We start from the raw sequence: 16,044 nt of genomic DNA, 5'->3' as shown, positions 1-16,044 counted from the left end.
GCTGAAATGGGGCGTTTTTCATAGCGGCCACCCTTAAAGCTTATGGCTAATACTTTAAGAATGGCAGATCTTCAACAGTTTACTCAGACATAGCCAAAAAAAAGCCACTCAATGAGTGGCTGGACGATAGACTTTCACGTTTTCATGGCCGCGCTCATGCAAATGCTGGGCGTGCATCTGTGACATAACACCCTTATCGCAATAGAGCAGGTACTCACGCTCGGCAGACAGCTGCGAGAATTCAGTTTCCAGCTTGTAGAAAGGGATCACCCGGACATCACAGCCTGGCATGTTGAGCGGCTTGCGCTCCTGATCACGTGGCGGGCGGATATCGATCAGCGTCTGATGGGCTTCCACACGCGTCATCGCCTCGATGTCGCCATGGATATTGCGGTTTTCGACGATATCATCGATCGAGATCACTTCCGCCTGCTCCAGGGCACGCTCCAGCACCTCAAAATCGAAATTGCTCTCTTCCGCTTCAACACGCTCACGACGGGCATGTGTGGTTGGCTTGTCGGAAATGACACCGCAATATTCCGGCATGGCACTGGCAAATTCGAACGCGCCGATACGGCGAGTAATGTCGATAATGTCAGGCTTGTCCATGGTGACCAGCGGGCGCAATACCAGATGGTTGCAGCTTTCATCGATCAGACGCAGGTTCGGCAAGGTCTGGCTGGACACCTGAGCAACGCTTTCACCCGTGACAATTGCGTTCAACTCCATCCGGTCAGCCACCTTGTCAGCCGCTCGCATCATCATGCGCTTGAGGATAACACCCATGTGTGAATGGTGTACCGACTGCAGGATCTCACCCACTACCTCTTCAAACGGCACGGTGACGAACTTGACGCGCGCAGAGGCGCCATAACGCTGCCACAGATAGAGCGCGACCTGCTTGACGCCGATCTCGTGTGCGTGACCACCCAGGTTGAAAAACAGGAAATGGGTCTTGCTGCCACGCCGCATGGTCATGTAGGACGATACAACCGAATCAAAACCACCGGAAATCAGAGACAACACATCTTCTTGAGTGCCCAGCGGATAGCCGCCCTGTCCTTGATGAATCGCCGTAACGACAAACAGCGTCTCATCACGTATTTCCAGATCCACCCACACCTGTGGATTACGCACATCAACACCGGCCGCTTCGGTATGCTCGCGCAGACCACCGCCGATATAACGCTCCATCTCCACAGAGGTAAAGGTATGCTGACCGGTACGCTTGACCCGAACTTTGAAGGTTTTGCCACGCAGACGTTCGGCATAGGCTGCACGCGTCAACTGGAAGGTATCGTCAAAATCGACCAGCGGGTATTCCTTCACTTCAAGAAACTGCTGAATGCCCGGCACTCGCTCCATCACGTCCACGATCTGCTCACAGAGCGCGTCGTTCTGACCGGGAATGCTGACCTCGACCTTATCCCAAAAGGCACTGACCTTGATCGCACTGTCGATGCGTTTGAGCAGAATTTGCAAATTGCTTTGCAGGCGCTGAATCTGACGACGACGTACAGGACGACTTTTGATCGTGATTTCGGGAAACAGCTTGGCAATGAATTTCATGGTAATTCCGGAATAGTGAGGATCAGACTAAGCGTCTGGGTAGTAATGGAAAGACTTAAGAAGGGGGGGAATAAATTAGAAAGGGTTGGTGCGCCCGAGAGGATTCGAACCTCTGACCGCCTGGTTCGTAGCCAGGTACTCTATCCAGCTGAGCTACGGGCGCTTACCCTAAAAACAGAAAAGATGGTGCGCCCGAGAGGATTCGAACCTCTGACCGCCTGGTTCGTAGCCAGGTACTCTATCCAGCTGAGCTACGGGCGCACACATGTTTCCATTTGCTGTTGCATTGATATGGTGCGCCCGAGAGGATTCGAACCTCTGACCGCCTGGTTCGTAGCCAGGTACTCTATCCAGCTGAGCTACGGGCGCACATCAATGGCGGTGAGTGAGGGATTCGAACCCTCGATACCTTGCGGTATACGCCCTTAGCAGGGGCGCGCCTTCAGCCACTCGGCCAACTCACCGTCTCAACAACGGCGCAAATAGTACAAGATTGATTTTCAAAAGAAAAGATCTTTTTGAAAAAACTTATTCTTGCTCGCCGCCTTGTTCGCCGTCCTGTGATTTTTCACGCTGAATACGCTGGTAAATCTCTTCACGATGTACGGAAACATCCTTGGGCGCATTGACACCAATACGGACCTGATTTCCCTTCACACCAAGAACTGTCACAGTGACGTCGTCACCAACCATAAGTGTTTCGCCGACACGGCGGGTTAGAATCAGCATTTGTGGCTCTCCTTAAATTATCCTGTTGGGCGCTGAATCCTGAATTGCTGAAACAGGTTCGCACCCACCACCCTTATGTCCTTCGACCATCCAGGTATATAGCGAGTGCTGACTGCTTCGAGCCGCTTGCGGGGGCCTGACCGCATACTATAGAACAGATGCGTGCCCCCGTCATTCGATACTGTCGTTACTCACTGACTGTATCAGATGCGTCCAGGTCGAATGCTGAATGCAATGCACGTACGGCCAGCTCCAGATATTTCTCGGCAATGACAACCGATACTTTGATTTCGGATGTCGAGATCATCTGGATGTTGATGTTTTCAGCCGCCAGGGCATCAAACATCTTGCTGGCAACACCTGCGTGTGAGCGCATACCTACGCCCACAATAGAGACTTTCGCAATCTTGTTGTTTACGACAGCCTCACGCGCTCCCAGTTCCTTCACGACCTGCTGCAGCACTTGCTGAGCTTTATCATAGTCGTTTCTATGAACAGTGAAGGTGAAGTCCGTTGTTTTATCTGCAGCAATGTTCTGCACGATCATGTCGACTTCAATGTTGGCACGACTGATCGGCCCAAGAATGCGTGATGCCACACCGGGAATGTCCGGCACACCGACTACGGTCAGTTTGGCCTCGTCACGGTTGAACGCTATACCCGAGATAACCGGTTTTTCCACAGTCTCATCATCCTCTATCGTAATCAGTGTACCCGGGCCGTCCTGGAAACTGGACAATACCCGCAACGGTACCTTGTACTTGCCTGCAAATTCCACGGCACGGATCTGTAATACCTTGGAGCCCAGGCTGGCCATTTCCAGCATCTCTTCAAAGGTAATCTTTTCCAGCCGCTGCGCGCCTTCAACCACCCGTGGGTCGGTCGTGTACACACCGTCCACATCGGTATAGATCTGACACTCGTCAGCCTTCAACGCGGCCGCTAACGCTACCCCGGTCGTGTCTGAACCACCACGACCAAGCGTGGTAATATTGCCTTCAGAATCAACACCTTGGAATCCAGCCACCACGACCACACGCCCCAGGTCGAGATCGGCACGCATGCGCTCGGTTTCGATATCCTGAATCCGAGCCTTGGTGTGGTACTGGTCGGTCAGAATACGTACCTGAGCACCCGTATAGGAACGGGCATCAACACCCGCCTGCTTGAGTGCCATACACAGCAACGCAATGGTCACCTGCTCGCCAGTGGAGACCAGAGCATCCATTTCTCGCGGGTCAGGACGTGCCTGTATTTCGTTGGCCAGCCCGATCAAACGGTTGGTTTCTCCACTCATGGCGGAGACCACGACCACTACATCATGACCCCGTTGGCGGAACCCCTTTACCTTTTCGGCGACGGCCTGGATACGCTCCACCGAGCCTACCGAGGTGCCGCCGTACTTCTGCACATATAAAGCCATTTTCCAGTTTCCATTCAGCTGCCGGCAACATCCGTACCGGCAGCGCCTGCATCAATTACAGGCTGGCCGCAACCAGTTCGGGCACCGCATCCAGCGCGGCAGGCACAGCACTCACATCAGTGCCACCACCTTGCGCCATATCGGGACGCCCGCCCCCTTTTCCACCCAGACGTGAGGCAAGCTCACGTACCAGATCACCCGCTTTGATCTGACCGGTCAGATCCTTGGTCACCCCGGCAATCAGGCTGACCTTGTCGTCCTGCGCGGTGGCCAATACCACTACGCCACTGCCCAATTTGTTTTTCAACTGGTCCAGCGTATCGCGCAACGCCTTGGGCTCAATCCCCTCAAGCTTGGCGGCCAATACCTTGATGCCCTTTACGTCCTGCACCTGGCTGAGCAGGTCACCGCTCTGGGCGCTGGCCAGCTTGGCTGCCAGTCGCTCGATCTCTTTTTCCAACTGGCGGTTACGCTCATTGAGGCCACGCACCTTGTCCAGAGCACTGTCACGCGAGCCTTTTACCAGTGCTGCGATCTCACCCAATGCCTGTTCGTTACCGTTGACCCACTGCAGGGCCTGCGCACCGGTCACGGCTTCGATACGACGTACACCGGAAGCAATGCCGCTCTCCGCCACAATCTTCAGCAAACCGATATCACCGGTCCGCTTGGCATGGGTACCGCCACAAAGCTCAACCGAGAAATCGCCACCCATGCTCAGGACACGCACATCCGCATCGTATTTTTCGCCGAACAGCGCCATGGCGCCTTTTTCTTTAGCGGCTTCCAATTCCATCAACTCGGTTTCAACCGCCGAGTTGGCACGGATCTGTGCATTGACCATCGCTTCGACCTCAGCGACCTGTTCAGCCGTCATCGCCTCAAAGTGAGCGAAATCGAAGCGCAGGCGCTCAGCATTGACCAGTGACCCTTTCTGCTGCACATGGTCACCCAATACGGTGCGCAGTGCTGCGTGCAGCAGGTGGGTTGCCGAGTGGTTCAGAGCCGTTGCCTGACGCTTGGCCATATCCACTTCGGTCACAACCTGATCGCCGACCTGCAGAACACCTTCACTCAAGCTGCCATGGTGCAGGTGATGACCACTCTCTTTGGTGCAATCGCTAACGGCAAACTGACCACGATCCCAGCGCAACATGCCCTGGTCACCAGCCTGGCCACCGGATTCGGCGTAGAAAGCCGTGTTCTTCAGCACGACAACACCGCTCTCGCCGGCAGACAGCTGATTGACCTGCTCACCGTCACGGTAGAGCGCAAGCACCTCAGAGCGGTCTTCCAGACGGTCATAGCCGGTAAACGCCGTCTGGCCTTCCAGTTTGATCTGGTCATTGTAGTCGACCGCAAACTGGCCGGAGGCGCGCGCACGTTCACGCTGCGCGTCCATCGCCTGTTCAAAGCCATCCATATCCAGCGTCAATTCATGTTCACGGGCCACATCGGCAGTCAAATCCACCGGGAAACCATAGGTGTCATACAGGCGGAATACGGCTTCACCCGGAATGATCGTACCGTCCATCTGGGCAATCGCCTGTTCCAGCAACTGCATGCCGTGTTCAAGGGTCTTGGCAAACTGCTGCTCTTCCTTCAGCAGAATACGCTCGACCTGAGCCTGCATTTTGGCCAGTTCCGGGTACGCTTCACCCATCTCCTGCACCAGCGGAGCTACCAGCTTGTGGAAAAACGGCTCGCTGGCACCCAGCTTGTTACCGTGACGAATGGCACGACGCATGATGCGGCGCAGCACGTAGCCACGGCCTTCATTGGACGGCATGACACCATCGGTGATCAGGAAGGAGCAGGAACGGATATGGTCGGCAATCACGCGCAGCGACTTGCTGTCGATGCTGTCCAGCCCCAGCACATCGGCCGTGGCCTTGAGCAGACGCTGGAACAGATCGATCTCGTAGTTGCTGTGTACGCCCTGCATCACCGCAGCTACGCGCTCCAAGCCCATGCCTGTGTCGATACTCGGACGTGCCAGCGGTTCCATGGTGCCGTCGGCAGAACGGTTGTACTGCATGAATACCAGGTTCCAGATCTCGATGTAGCGGTCGCCGTCTTCATCCGGGCTGCCCGGAGGACCACCGGCCACATCGGGGCCATGGTCAAAGAAGATTTCAGTACAGGGACCGCAAGGGCCGGTATCGCCCATCGCCCAGAAGTTGTCTTCGCCGAGTTTGGAGAAGCGGTCAGGGTTGATACCCATCTCGTCTTTCCAGATTTTCTCCGCTTCATCGTCCGTATGGTGCACGGTAACCCAAAGGCGCTCTTCCGGCAGCCCCAGGCGCTGGGTCAGGAATTCCCAGGCAAACTTGATCGCTTCACGCTTGAAATAGTCACCGAAACTGAAGTTGCCCAGCATTTCGAAAAAGGTGTGATGACGTGCCGTGTAGCCGACATTTTCAAGGTCGTTGTGCTTACCGCCAGCACGCACACAGCGCTGTGAGCTGGTGGCACGGTTGTAGGGACGCTTGTCGGAACCGAGGAACACATCCTTGAACTGGACCATCCCTGCGTTGGTGAACAGCAGTGTGGGATCGTTACCCGGAATCAGCGGACTGGAGGCAATAATTTCATGCCCCTGCTGGTTGAAATACTCGAGAAATGCCTGGCGGATCTCCGCACTTGTCATATAGTTCATATAGGGTCCGTTGCGTCTGTACTTATTGGCACGACAGAGCCGCTTTCAAGCTGATAAAAAGCGGGGATTTGTACGCAAAAATTAGCCGTCAAGTATATAACGCGGGTAAAAAATGTACGATAGCTTTTCACCCGGACCGATTGTTTTTAACCCTCGTCATCCGCTGCGCGCGTAATGGCAAGGCGAGCATCCTCAAACGAGAATCCGCGACTGACCAGAAAACGCATGCGCTTGGCATAGTCTTTCTGATCCTGCACCGGCCGGTCGCCAAACCGGCGCTGATGGCACTCACGCGCCAGTTGGCGACTATCGATTTCCTGCGCCTCAATCACCTGATTGATCCGGTCACGCTCTATACCCTTGCGCTGCAACTCCTGACGGATGCGCATTTGTCCGTAACCCGAGCCCAACCGGCTGCGCGTAAACACTTCGGCAAAACGCTGATCACTTTGGTATCCATCGACTTCAAGTTGATCCAGAACCTGCGTCAGCAGTGCCGGTTCGGCCACCCGACTGCCCAGTTTGCGTTCCAGCTCGGCACGGCTGTATTCACGCCGCGCCAGCAACGCAATGGCTGCATTGCGCATATCCGCTGTCGTTTCCAGTTCTCTGGCCATATTTATTGCCCCCCAAACGCAACAGGGGCCCGAGGGCCCCTGTGGATAACTTCAGTATGGATCAGAGATCCAGCTGTTCGGTGTCTTCGGCTGCCTGAGCCGCTTCAGCCTTTGGCTTGGCGACGTTGAGCAGTCGTGAACGCAGCTCGGTTTCGATCTCCTCGGCGACATCCGGGTGCTCATCCAGGTACTTGGCAGCATTTGCCTTGCCCTGTCCGATCTTGTCACCCTTGTAGGCATACCAGGCACCGGCCTTGTCAACCAGACCCTGCTGTACACCCAGATCAACCACTTCGCCCATATGGTAAATGCCCTGACCATAAAGGATCTGGAATTCAGCCTGACGGAACGGCGGCGATACCTTGTTCTTGACCACCTTGACGCGGGTTTCGTTACCGATCACTTCGTCGCCCTGCTTGACCGCACCGATGCGACGAATATCCAGACGCACGGATGCATAGAACTTGAGCGCGTTACCGCCGGTAGTCGTTTCAGGGTTACCGAACATCACCCCGATCTTCATGCGGATCTGGTTGATGAACACCAGCAGACAGTTGGACTGTTTAACGCTGCCGGTCAGTTTACGCAGCGCCTGGGACATCAAGCGCGCCTGCAGGCCGACGTGCGAGTCACCCATTTCGCCTTCGATTTCAGCTTTCGGCACCAGCGCTGCCACCGAGTCGACCACAATGACATCAACCGCACCCGAACGGGTCAGCATGTCAGTGATTTCAAGCGCCTGCTCACCGGTATCCGGCTGAGATACCAGCAAGGCATCCACATCCACACCCAGTTTCTCGGCATAGATCGGATCCAGCGCATGCTCGGCATCCACAAACGCACAGGTTTTACCCTGCTTCTGCGCCTGCGCAATAACCTGAAGCGTCAGCGTTGTCTTACCGGACGATTCCGGGCCGTAGATCTCAACCACACGGCCATACGGCAAGCCGCCAATACCCAGCGCGATATCCAGCCCGAGGGAGCCGGTAGAAACCGCGGGCATCGCTTCACGGGGCTTATCCCCCATGCGCATGACGGCACCCTTGCCGAACTGACGTTCAATCTGTGACAGTGCTGCATCCAACGCTTTCTTTCTGTTTGCGTCCATCGGGAAACCTTTAATTGGCCGAGTGGTTAAGTACTGTATATCTGGACAGTATTATTTCATACCCTGATCAGATTGCAACCTCTTGTCGGTCAATGCGGCAGATAAGCCATGACGCCTTCCAGCGCCTGCTCGACGGCCTGCTGACGGATCTCGTCACGATCACCGTTGAAGAAACTCAGGCAGGTTACGGTCGGATGGCCCGCTATCGCCCAGGCAAACCACACCGTGCCCACTGGCTTCCTGCCAACATCGCTGTCGGGACCGGCAATACCGCTGATGGCAACGGCAATGCCGGCCTCACTGTTACGCAATGCGCCTTCGGCCATCTGTGCGACTACTGGCTCACTGACCGCGCCGCTTTGTTCAAGCACCGCCAAATCCACACCCAACATTTTCTGCTTGGCGGTGTTGGAGTAGGAGACAAATCCACAATCGAACCAATGCGAACTGCCCGGCACCGCGGTCACGGCCTGAGCCACCCAGCCTCCGGTACAGGACTCGGCTGTGGCCAGCTTCATCCCTTTTGCCAACAGTGCTTCACCCACTTTCTGTGCCAGATTTTTCATACCAGTTACTCCAGAGCCACGACTACGCAGGCTGTCATGTTTGACGTACAATCCTGCCATTAAAACCCCGAGCCGACACCGATTCAATCCCTCCGTAACAGGATGACCGTTTCCGATATGTCCTCAGCAGGCAAGAACACTCAGCACACCCCGATGATGCAGCAGTACCTGCGCATCAAAGCCCAGCACCCGAACCAGTTGCTCTTCTACCGCATGGGTGACTTCTACGAGCTGTTCCATGATGATGCCAAGCGCGCTTCACAGCTGCTGGATATCTCGCTGACCGCCCGCGGCAAATCGGCTGGCAATCCGATCCCCATGGCCGGTATTCCCTACCATTCAGCCGACAATTACATCGCCCGCATTGTACGTGCCGGCGAATCGGTGGCCATCTGTGAACAGGTGGGTGATCCGGCCACCAGCAAAGGCCCTGTCGCACGCGAAGTGGTCCGCATTGTCACCCCAGGCACATTGACTGACGAAGCGTTGCTCGACGAACATCAGGACAACCTGCTGATGGCCGTCGCCCGTCAGGATGACCGTTTTGGCCTGGCCATGATCGACATCAGTTCGGGGCGTTTCAGCCTGTTCGAAGTGGACAGCGAAGCCGCCCTGCTGACTGAGCTGGAACGCCTGCGTCCAGCAGAACTGCTATACCCGGATGATACCGAGGTTCCGGTTTGCCTGAGCAAACGCACCGGCGCCCACGCCCGCCCGCCCTGGGAATTCGAAGCCGATACCGCCGAGCGGCTGTTGTGCGACCAGTTCAATACCCGCGATTTGAGCGGCTTTGGCTGCGACCACCTGACCCTCGCCATCTGTGCGGCTGGCTGCCTGCTGCAATATGCCCGTGATACCCAACGTAGCCAGTTACCCCATATCCGCCGGTTGCAGGTGGAGCAGCATGACGAGGCCGTAATCCTGGATGCCGCGACCCGGCGCAATCTGGAGCTGGATCTGAACCTGTCCGGTGGCCGCACGAATACGCTGGCCGCCGTGCTGGACAAGTGTCGCACCCCCATGGGCAGCCGCCTGCTGCGTCGTTGGCTGCATCGCCCCCTGCGTGACCGGGCAACACTGGAAGCCCGCCAGGACGCCATTCGCTGGCTGCTGCGCCCGGACTGCAGCGATACCATTGCCGAACAGCTCAAGGCGATCGGCGATATGGAACGCATCCTGTCACGTATAGCCCTGCGTTCTGCGCGCCCGCGCGACCTTGAACGCCTGCGCAATGCACTGGCCGTTCTACCCACGCTGCAGCAGTCAATGGGCCGCAATGATTCCGCACGCATTACCGCCTTGGCCAGCACCATCACCACCTTCCCGGAACAGGCTGACCTGCTGGCTCGCGCCATCATTGACGGGCCACCTGTAGTAATCCGCGATGGCGGTGTGATTGCTGCCGGTTACGATGCCGAATTGGATGAACTGCGCGGCCTGAGCGAAAACGCCGGCGACTTTCTATTGCAGCTGGAAGCACGTGAACGCGCCCGTACCGATATCACCACCCTCAAGGTCGGCTACAACCGGGTACACGGTTACTATATCGAAGTCAGCAAGGCGCAGGCGGTGGACATGCCAGCCGAATATATTCGGCGGCAAACACTCAAGAACGCCGAGCGCTTCATCACCCCGGAGTTGAAAGCGTTTGAAGACAAGGCGCTGAGTGCCAAGAGCAAGGCGCTAGCCCGAGAAAAGGGGCTTTATGATGCCCTGCTCGAAATGCTGGCAGCCGAGTTGGCTCCATTGCAGGAAAGTGCGGCGGCGCTGGCCGAGCTGGACGTGCTCAACACCCTGGCCGGGCGGGCATTTGCTCTTGATTACCAACGGCCTCAGCTGGTTGAGGAGCCTTGCCTGAACATCAGCCAGGGCCGCCATCCAGTGGTCGAAGCCGTACTGGACACACCCTTCGTCGCCAATGATCTGGTACTGGATCCTGACCGCCACATGTTGGTCATTACCGGCCCCAACATGGGTGGTAAATCCACCTATATGCGCCAGGCCGCATTGATCACCCTGCTGGCTCATATCGGCAGCTATGTGCCGGCAGCGGCCGCCACCATCGGCATCGTCGACCGCATCTTTACGCGCATGGGGTCATCGGATGACCTCGCCGGTGGCCGCTCCACCTTCATGGTGGAGATGACCGAAACCGCCAACATTCTGCACAACGCCACGGCCCGCAGCCTGGTGCTGATGGACGAAGTCGGTCGTGGCACCAGCACGTTTGATGGCCTGTCACTGGCCTGGTCCTGTGCCGAATTCCTTGCCCGCGAGGTCAAGGCATTTACCCTGTTTGCCACCCACTACTTCGAACTTACCGGCTTGCCGGAACGGGAAAATGGCGTCGCCAACGTACATCTGACAGCCGTTGAACATAATGATCACATCGTATTCATGCATGAAGTGCAGGACGGGCCCGCCAGTCAGAGCTATGGCCTGCAGGTGGCTCAGCTGGCCGGCATTCCCGCCGGTGTCATTCAAAGCGCTCGGGACAAGCTGGTCGTGCTGGAGCAGGATAGCCGCGACTACAGCGAAAACGTGACCCGCAACCCTGCCCCCGAAGTCATCCATCGTGTCGAAGAGCCGGTACAAAGCGATCTGTTTGTCAGCTACCAGCCCTCCGCCGCCGAACGTCAACTGCATGAACTGAACCCCGATGAGCTGACGCCACGGCAAGCACTTGAGCAGCTTTACGCACTCAAGGCTCTGCTGTCATGATCAGATCGGATACGGCACACTATACTGCTAGCAGACTGGCACCAAGGAGAGCTGAACGATGACCTACATCGTGACCGAGAACTGCATCCGCTGTAAGTACACCGACTGTGTCGACGTCTGTCCGGTCGACTGTTTTTACGAAGGTCCGAATTTTCTGGTGATCCATCCGGACGAATGTATCGACTGCGGCCTGTGTGAGCCGGAGTGCCCGGCCGAGGCGATTCTGCACGAGGACGACCTGAGCCCCGAGCAGGACAAATTCTACTCGCTCAATGCCGAGCTGGCGGAAGTATGGCCCAATATCACCGTACGCAAGGCACCCTTGCCGGATGCCGAGCAGTGGGACGGCGTGCCGGACAAGCTGCAGTATCTGGAGCGTTGATCCGGCACCGGGCGAAGGTCTGCTATTGCAGCAGATCTTCGCCGGTCAGGCCGTTATTTTCGACGATCTCGCGCAGTTTGCGCAGTGCTTCGACCTGGATTTGACGCACCCGCTCACGCGTCAACCCGATCTCCTGACCGACCTGTTCCAGCGTGCTCATCTCGTAGCCGCGCAAACCGAAACGACGTGAAAGCACGTCGGCATGCTTGTCCGGCAGCATCCCCAGCCAGCGATTCAGGTTACCGCTGATGTTGTTGTTCTGCAGCAGTGTTTCAGGGTCTGTTGCACCCTGATCGGCGATGGTTTCCAGCAGCGGTTTATCCGCCCCCTGACCGGCTGGCACATCCACCGAACTGACGCGCTCATTGAGCCCCATCATCCGCTCCACATTGGCCACCGGCTTATCCACCAGGGCCGCTATTTCTTCAGCGGTAGGTTCATGATCAAGCTTCTGAGCCAGCTCGCGGGAGGCCCGCAGATAGACATTGAGTTCTTTGACTACATGAATCGGCAGACGAATGGTCCGGGTCTGATTCATGATCGCACGCTCAATGGTTTGACGGATCCACCAGGTCGCATAAGTGGAAAAGCGGAAGCCGCGTTCGGGATCAAATTTTTCCACCGCGCGAATCAACCCTAGGTTACCCTCCTCGATCAGGTCAAGCAGAGTCAAGCCACGGTTGATATAGCGGCGGGCGATTTTAACCACGAGCCTAAGGTTGCTCTCGATCATGCGCTTGCGGGCCGCATCATCTCCTTTCAGTGCCAGGCGAGAAAAGTACACCTCCTCCTGTGCGGTCAACAACGGCGAGAAGCCGATCTCATTCAGATATAGCTGGGTTGCATCCAGCGAACGGGCATTGACCAGATCCTTGTGCGCCATGGAACCACGCCCACGGCCACTGTCCATGAACTTGGGCGCATCATCATCACCCGCATCCTTGTCGTTCACCTCGTCACGGTCATCATCCGTGTCATCCAGCATTTCCTGACGACGTTCGTCATCAGCATCATGTTCGCTGCTCTGCGCAGCATAACGCGTATCTTCACCTACACTTACCATTCTTCACCCCCAGGTAGTCCAGACAGGCAGCCCCGTCTTGCTCTGGTTATTATTATTATTGCCGCTTGGGCAGATACCTCAACGGATCCACCGGATCCCCGTCACGCCTGATTTCGAAATGCAGCATCGTGCGGGTAGCACCAGTTTTACCTATTTCGGCTATTTTTTCACCAGCTTTAACCTTATCACCCTCTCGCACGAAGATGCGACTGTTATGTGCATAGGCACTCAGGTAGCGTTTGTCGTGATTGACGATGACCATATTGCCATAACCCAGCAGGCCGTTCCCGGCATACACCACTTCACCGGATGCTGCAGCCTTGACACTCTCGCCCGCCTTGCCGGCAATATCCAGCCCCTTGTTGGCAGGCTGGCCACGGCCAAAGGCCTGAATGATTTTACCTTGATGGGGCCAGAGCCAACGCACCGGTCCTGTGGCCGCGGGTGACGGGCGCGGTTTGGAGGTACTACTGACTGGACGTGACGCCGACTGCGGCGGCGTTGAGGCAACAGGCTTGGCTGCAGGTTTGGACGTAGCGGGACGAGCGGCGACAGCAGGTGCTCGCAAGCTCAACACCTGTCCGGGGTAAATGAAGTAGCGGCGGTCAACGCTGTTCCAGCGTGCCACCTGGCGGTAATCCAGACCGTAACGAAAGGCGATTGAGTACAGTGTATCGCCTCGCCGGACCTTGTAACGGGCAGGGGCCGGTTGCTTGGCCGCCTGCCTGGCACCCAACGACTGCTCGGAAACCGGCGCATAGCCGGTTGAACAGCCACCCAGCAGAGCACTCAGGCAGAACAACGCAAGCAACAGACGATATGGCAACCCTGCCTCCCATTTCAGTTCTGCTGGCGGTCCATCAGTAATCCGAGTAACGCGCCGACACACATCAGGGCAATGGCGGGCCAGAACCCGGAACTGAGTCCGGTCAACATTTCATAGCTGCCAGGCAAGAGATTATCCTGCAGCAACGGCACTTCTTCACCGTGACGATCAATGGTGTAGGAGAGCGTATACTTCCACGGCCACACCTTGTTCAACGAGCCCAGCATGAAGCCGCCCAGCAGCGCCAGTGTCAGCATTCGGTGGTGGTGAAAGGCCCAGCTCAACACGCGGGAAAAGCTCAGCAAACCGATGATACAGCCACTTGCAAACAGCCCCAGCGTGACCCATTCCAGCCCCTTGATGGCACCCAGAATCGGGGTATACATACCCATCAGCAGCAGAATAAGACTGCCGGATATGCCTGGAAGAATCATCGCACAGATGGCAATCATGCCCGCCAGAAATACCATCAGGGAGGTCGCTTCCACGACCCCCGGCGCCTGCTCGGTTAGCAGGTAGGCCAGCAATGTACCGCTGACAAACATTGCCACCAGGTTGGCATTCCAGCCCCGCACATGACGGACGACACTCCAGGTCGAAGCCACGATCAGACCGAAAAAGAACGACCATAACAGGATCGGATGAGCTTCCAGCAGGTACAGCACCAGGTGCGACACCGATACCAGACTGAGCAAAATGCCGCTGAACAACGCCAGCAGGAAATTGCCATTCACATAGCGCCAGCAGGATAGCAGCCCCTCACTGAACAGGATCCGAACCGCTTCAGGATTGAACTGTTTAAGGGTGTCGATCAGCTCTTCATAAATGCCGGTAATAAACGCAATGGTCCCACCGGACACACCGGGAACCGCATCCGCTGCTCCCATCATCATCCCCTTGCCGGACAACAGCAGGTAATCCTTCTTACTTCGCACGCATTTTCCTCATCGCCTATCGCACCGTACCGCCCAGCAGGGGCACGAAGCGAACGCTTTCCAGTACTTCCGTTTCAAATTCGGCTTCACTCGTCCGAGTGATTCGCTTCAATGTCTGATGCTCATCCCCCACCGGAATCACCAGACGCCCGCCGATAGACAGTTGTTCCAGCAGTTCCCGAGGCACTTCACGTGGTGCAGCCGTGACCAGTATGCCATCAAACGGGGCCTTGTCCGGCCAGCCCATACCGCCATCGGTGTGGCGCAGCATGACATTATGCAGCTTGAGTCGCTGCAAACGCTTGCGGGCTTTCTCCTGCAACGGGCGGATGCGCTCGACACTGAAGACCTGATCCACCAACTGTGCCAGAATCGCGGTCTGGTAGCCGGAGCCCGTGCCCACTTCCAGCACGGTATCCAGCGGTCCGGCCTCAAGGAGCAGCTCAGTCATCCGGGCTACGATGTAGGGCTGAGATATGGTCTGGTTGTAGCCGATCGGCAGCGCCGTATCCTCATATGCACGGTGCGACAGTGCTTCGTCGATAAAAATATGCCGTGGAGTATCAACCAGGGTATTGAGCACATTCTCGCTGGATATCCCCTGATCCCGCAACCGCTGCGCCAGGCGCTCACGGGTGCGGCGAGAGGTCATGCCAATCCCCTGCAGATCCATATCGATCACATCAGATCCTCCAGCCACTCGCCCAGATTATCCATGCCGGAATAGTGTGTCATGTCGATCTGCAGCGGTGTGACCGAAACAAAACCGTTCTCAACTGCATAAAAATCGGTGCCCGGTTCTGCATCGGCAGCGGCACCCGCCCCGGCGATCCAGTAGCGGATGCGCCCGCGCGGATCCTGCACCTCAACCGGTGCCTCGGCACCATGGCGATGCCCCAGGCGCGTAACATGAATACCTTTGATCTGATCCAGCGGTAGATCGGGAACATTCACATTAAGTACGGTCCGCGGTGCCACCACCAGCGATTCCAGCTTCTGCACCAGCACCGCGACGATTTCGGCCGCTGTTTCGTAGTGTTGCGGGTGAAAGCTGTGCATGGAAACCGCAATGGGGGGTAACCGGCAATGCCGTCCCTCGGTAGCGGCTGCGACCGTTCCGGAATAGAGCACATCGTCACCCAGGTTGGCACCCGCATTGATACCGGACACTACAATCTCAGGTCGGCGCTGCTCCGTGAACAGGCCAGAGCCGCCAAGATGTACACAGTCGGTTGGTGTACCGTTGATACCAATATAACCGCTGCTATGGTGATGTGCTTCCAGCGGTCGATCCAGTGTTAGCGAGTTACTGGCACCGCTGCGATTACGATCAGGCGCGACCACACAGGTTTCATGATCCTGTGCCAGACGCTCCGCTAAAGTGGCCAGTCCCGGTGCATATACACCATCATCATTTGAAATCAGAGTCAGCATGTCGATTCTTCT

General features: G+C 56.7%; 14 protein-coding genes and 4 tRNA genes. 2 read left to right on the top strand and 16 right to left on the bottom strand.

Annotated elements, in window-relative coordinates; genetic code table 11:
- Window positions 1–108: 108 nt before the first annotated feature.
- The 11 genes from thiI to CLV44_RS14385 all read right to left on the bottom strand — a co-directional run bounded on the left by thiI (window position 109) and on the right by CLV44_RS14385 (window position 8,671).
- Window positions 109–1,569: a tRNA uracil 4-sulfurtransferase ThiI gene (gene thiI / locus CLV44_RS14435; RefSeq protein WP_106592827.1), complete on the bottom strand. Its 1,461-nt coding sequence runs from the start codon at window positions 1,567–1,569 to the stop codon at window positions 109–111.
- An 86-nt stretch (window positions 1,570–1,655) separates the two neighbouring features.
- Window positions 1,656–1,732 (bottom strand) — tRNA-Arg (locus tag CLV44_RS14430).
- Between the two features lie 21 nt (window positions 1,733–1,753).
- Window positions 1,754–1,830: transfer RNA gene (locus CLV44_RS14425), tRNA-Arg, on the bottom strand.
- 31 nt (window positions 1,831–1,861) lie between these two features.
- A tRNA-Arg gene (locus CLV44_RS14420) sits at window positions 1,862–1,938 on the bottom strand.
- A 7-nt stretch (window positions 1,939–1,945) separates the two neighbouring features.
- Window positions 1,946–2,033, bottom strand: a tRNA-Ser gene (locus tag CLV44_RS14415).
- A gap of 64 nt (window positions 2,034–2,097) precedes the next feature.
- Window positions 2,098–2,298 carry a carbon storage regulator CsrA gene (gene csrA, locus CLV44_RS14410; protein WP_106592826.1) on the bottom strand — a complete coding sequence of 67 codons (201 nt, stop codon included), beginning with the start codon at window positions 2,296–2,298 and terminating at the stop codon, window positions 2,098–2,100.
- A 187-nt stretch (window positions 2,299–2,485) separates the two neighbouring features.
- On the bottom strand, window positions 2,486–3,721 hold the full coding sequence (locus CLV44_RS14405; RefSeq protein WP_106592825.1) for an aspartate kinase: 1,236 nt from the start codon (window positions 3,719–3,721) through the stop codon (window positions 2,486–2,488).
- Between the two features lie 55 nt (window positions 3,722–3,776).
- Window positions 3,777–6,371 carry an alanine--tRNA ligase gene (gene alaS / locus CLV44_RS14400; RefSeq protein ID WP_106592832.1) on the bottom strand — a complete coding sequence of 865 codons (2,595 nt, stop codon included), beginning with the start codon at window positions 6,369–6,371 and terminating at the stop codon, window positions 3,777–3,779.
- 155 nt (window positions 6,372–6,526) lie between these two features.
- Complete coding sequence (locus CLV44_RS14395) at window positions 6,527–6,997, bottom strand: regulatory protein RecX (RefSeq protein WP_106592824.1); 471 nt, start codon at window positions 6,995–6,997, stop codon at window positions 6,527–6,529.
- 61 nt (window positions 6,998–7,058) lie between these two features.
- Window positions 7,059–8,105: a recombinase RecA gene (gene recA, locus CLV44_RS14390; RefSeq protein WP_106592823.1), complete on the bottom strand. Its 1,047-nt coding sequence runs from the start codon at window positions 8,103–8,105 to the stop codon at window positions 7,059–7,061.
- An 89-nt stretch (window positions 8,106–8,194) separates the two neighbouring features.
- Window positions 8,195–8,671, bottom strand: coding sequence for a CinA family protein (locus CLV44_RS14385; RefSeq protein ID WP_106592822.1), 477 nt, complete (start codon window positions 8,669–8,671; stop codon window positions 8,195–8,197).
- A 117-nt stretch (window positions 8,672–8,788) separates the two neighbouring features.
- Here CLV44_RS14385 and mutS point away from each other — a divergent pair, with 117 nt between their 5' ends.
- Together mutS and fdxA are read left to right on the top strand one after the other, a co-directional pair.
- Window positions 8,789–11,392, top strand: coding sequence for a DNA mismatch repair protein MutS (mutS, locus tag CLV44_RS14380; RefSeq protein WP_106592821.1), 2,604 nt, complete (start codon window positions 8,789–8,791; stop codon window positions 11,390–11,392).
- 58 nt (window positions 11,393–11,450) lie between these two features.
- A complete protein-coding gene (fdxA, locus tag CLV44_RS14375; RefSeq protein ID WP_106592820.1) occupies window positions 11,451–11,774 on the top strand; it encodes a ferredoxin FdxA in 324 nt (107 codons plus the stop codon).
- Window positions 11,775–11,796: 22 nt separating this feature from the next.
- On the opposite strand, the gene rpoS is transcribed toward fdxA, so the two are convergent.
- Genes rpoS through surE form a run of 5 tightly spaced genes read right to left on the bottom strand, consistent with a single transcriptional unit; the run spans window position 11,797 to window position 16,032 of the window.
- Window positions 11,797–12,837: an RNA polymerase sigma factor RpoS gene (gene rpoS / locus CLV44_RS14370; RefSeq protein WP_106592819.1), complete on the bottom strand. Its 1,041-nt coding sequence runs from the start codon at window positions 12,835–12,837 to the stop codon at window positions 11,797–11,799.
- Between the two features lie 55 nt (window positions 12,838–12,892).
- The gene (locus CLV44_RS14365) at window positions 12,893–13,663 is read right to left on the bottom strand and encodes a peptidoglycan DD-metalloendopeptidase family protein (RefSeq protein ID WP_106592818.1); all 771 of its coding nucleotides are present in this window, start codon (window positions 13,661–13,663) and stop codon (window positions 12,893–12,895) included.
- A gap of 14 nt (window positions 13,664–13,677) precedes the next feature.
- Entirely contained in the window at window positions 13,678–14,598 is a 921-nt protein-coding gene (locus CLV44_RS14360; protein WP_245912703.1) for a DUF368 domain-containing protein, read from the bottom strand.
- Window positions 14,599–14,614: 16 nt separating this feature from the next.
- Window positions 14,615–15,250: a protein-L-isoaspartate(D-aspartate) O-methyltransferase gene (locus CLV44_RS14355; RefSeq protein ID WP_106592830.1), complete on the bottom strand. Its 636-nt coding sequence runs from the start codon at window positions 15,248–15,250 to the stop codon at window positions 14,615–14,617.
- Window positions 15,251–15,276: 26 nt separating this feature from the next.
- Window positions 15,277–16,032, bottom strand: coding sequence for a 5'/3'-nucleotidase SurE (surE, locus tag CLV44_RS14350; RefSeq protein ID WP_106592817.1), 756 nt, complete (start codon window positions 16,030–16,032; stop codon window positions 15,277–15,279).
- Window positions 16,033–16,044: the final 12 nt, after the last annotated feature.

The organism is Marinobacterium halophilum, assembly GCF_003014615.1.
Classification (GTDB): Bacteria; Pseudomonadota; Gammaproteobacteria; order Pseudomonadales; family Balneatricaceae; genus Marinobacterium; species Marinobacterium halophilum.
Note: the sequence above shows the minus strand (reverse complement) of the source record. Positions and strands in the feature narration are given on the sequence as shown.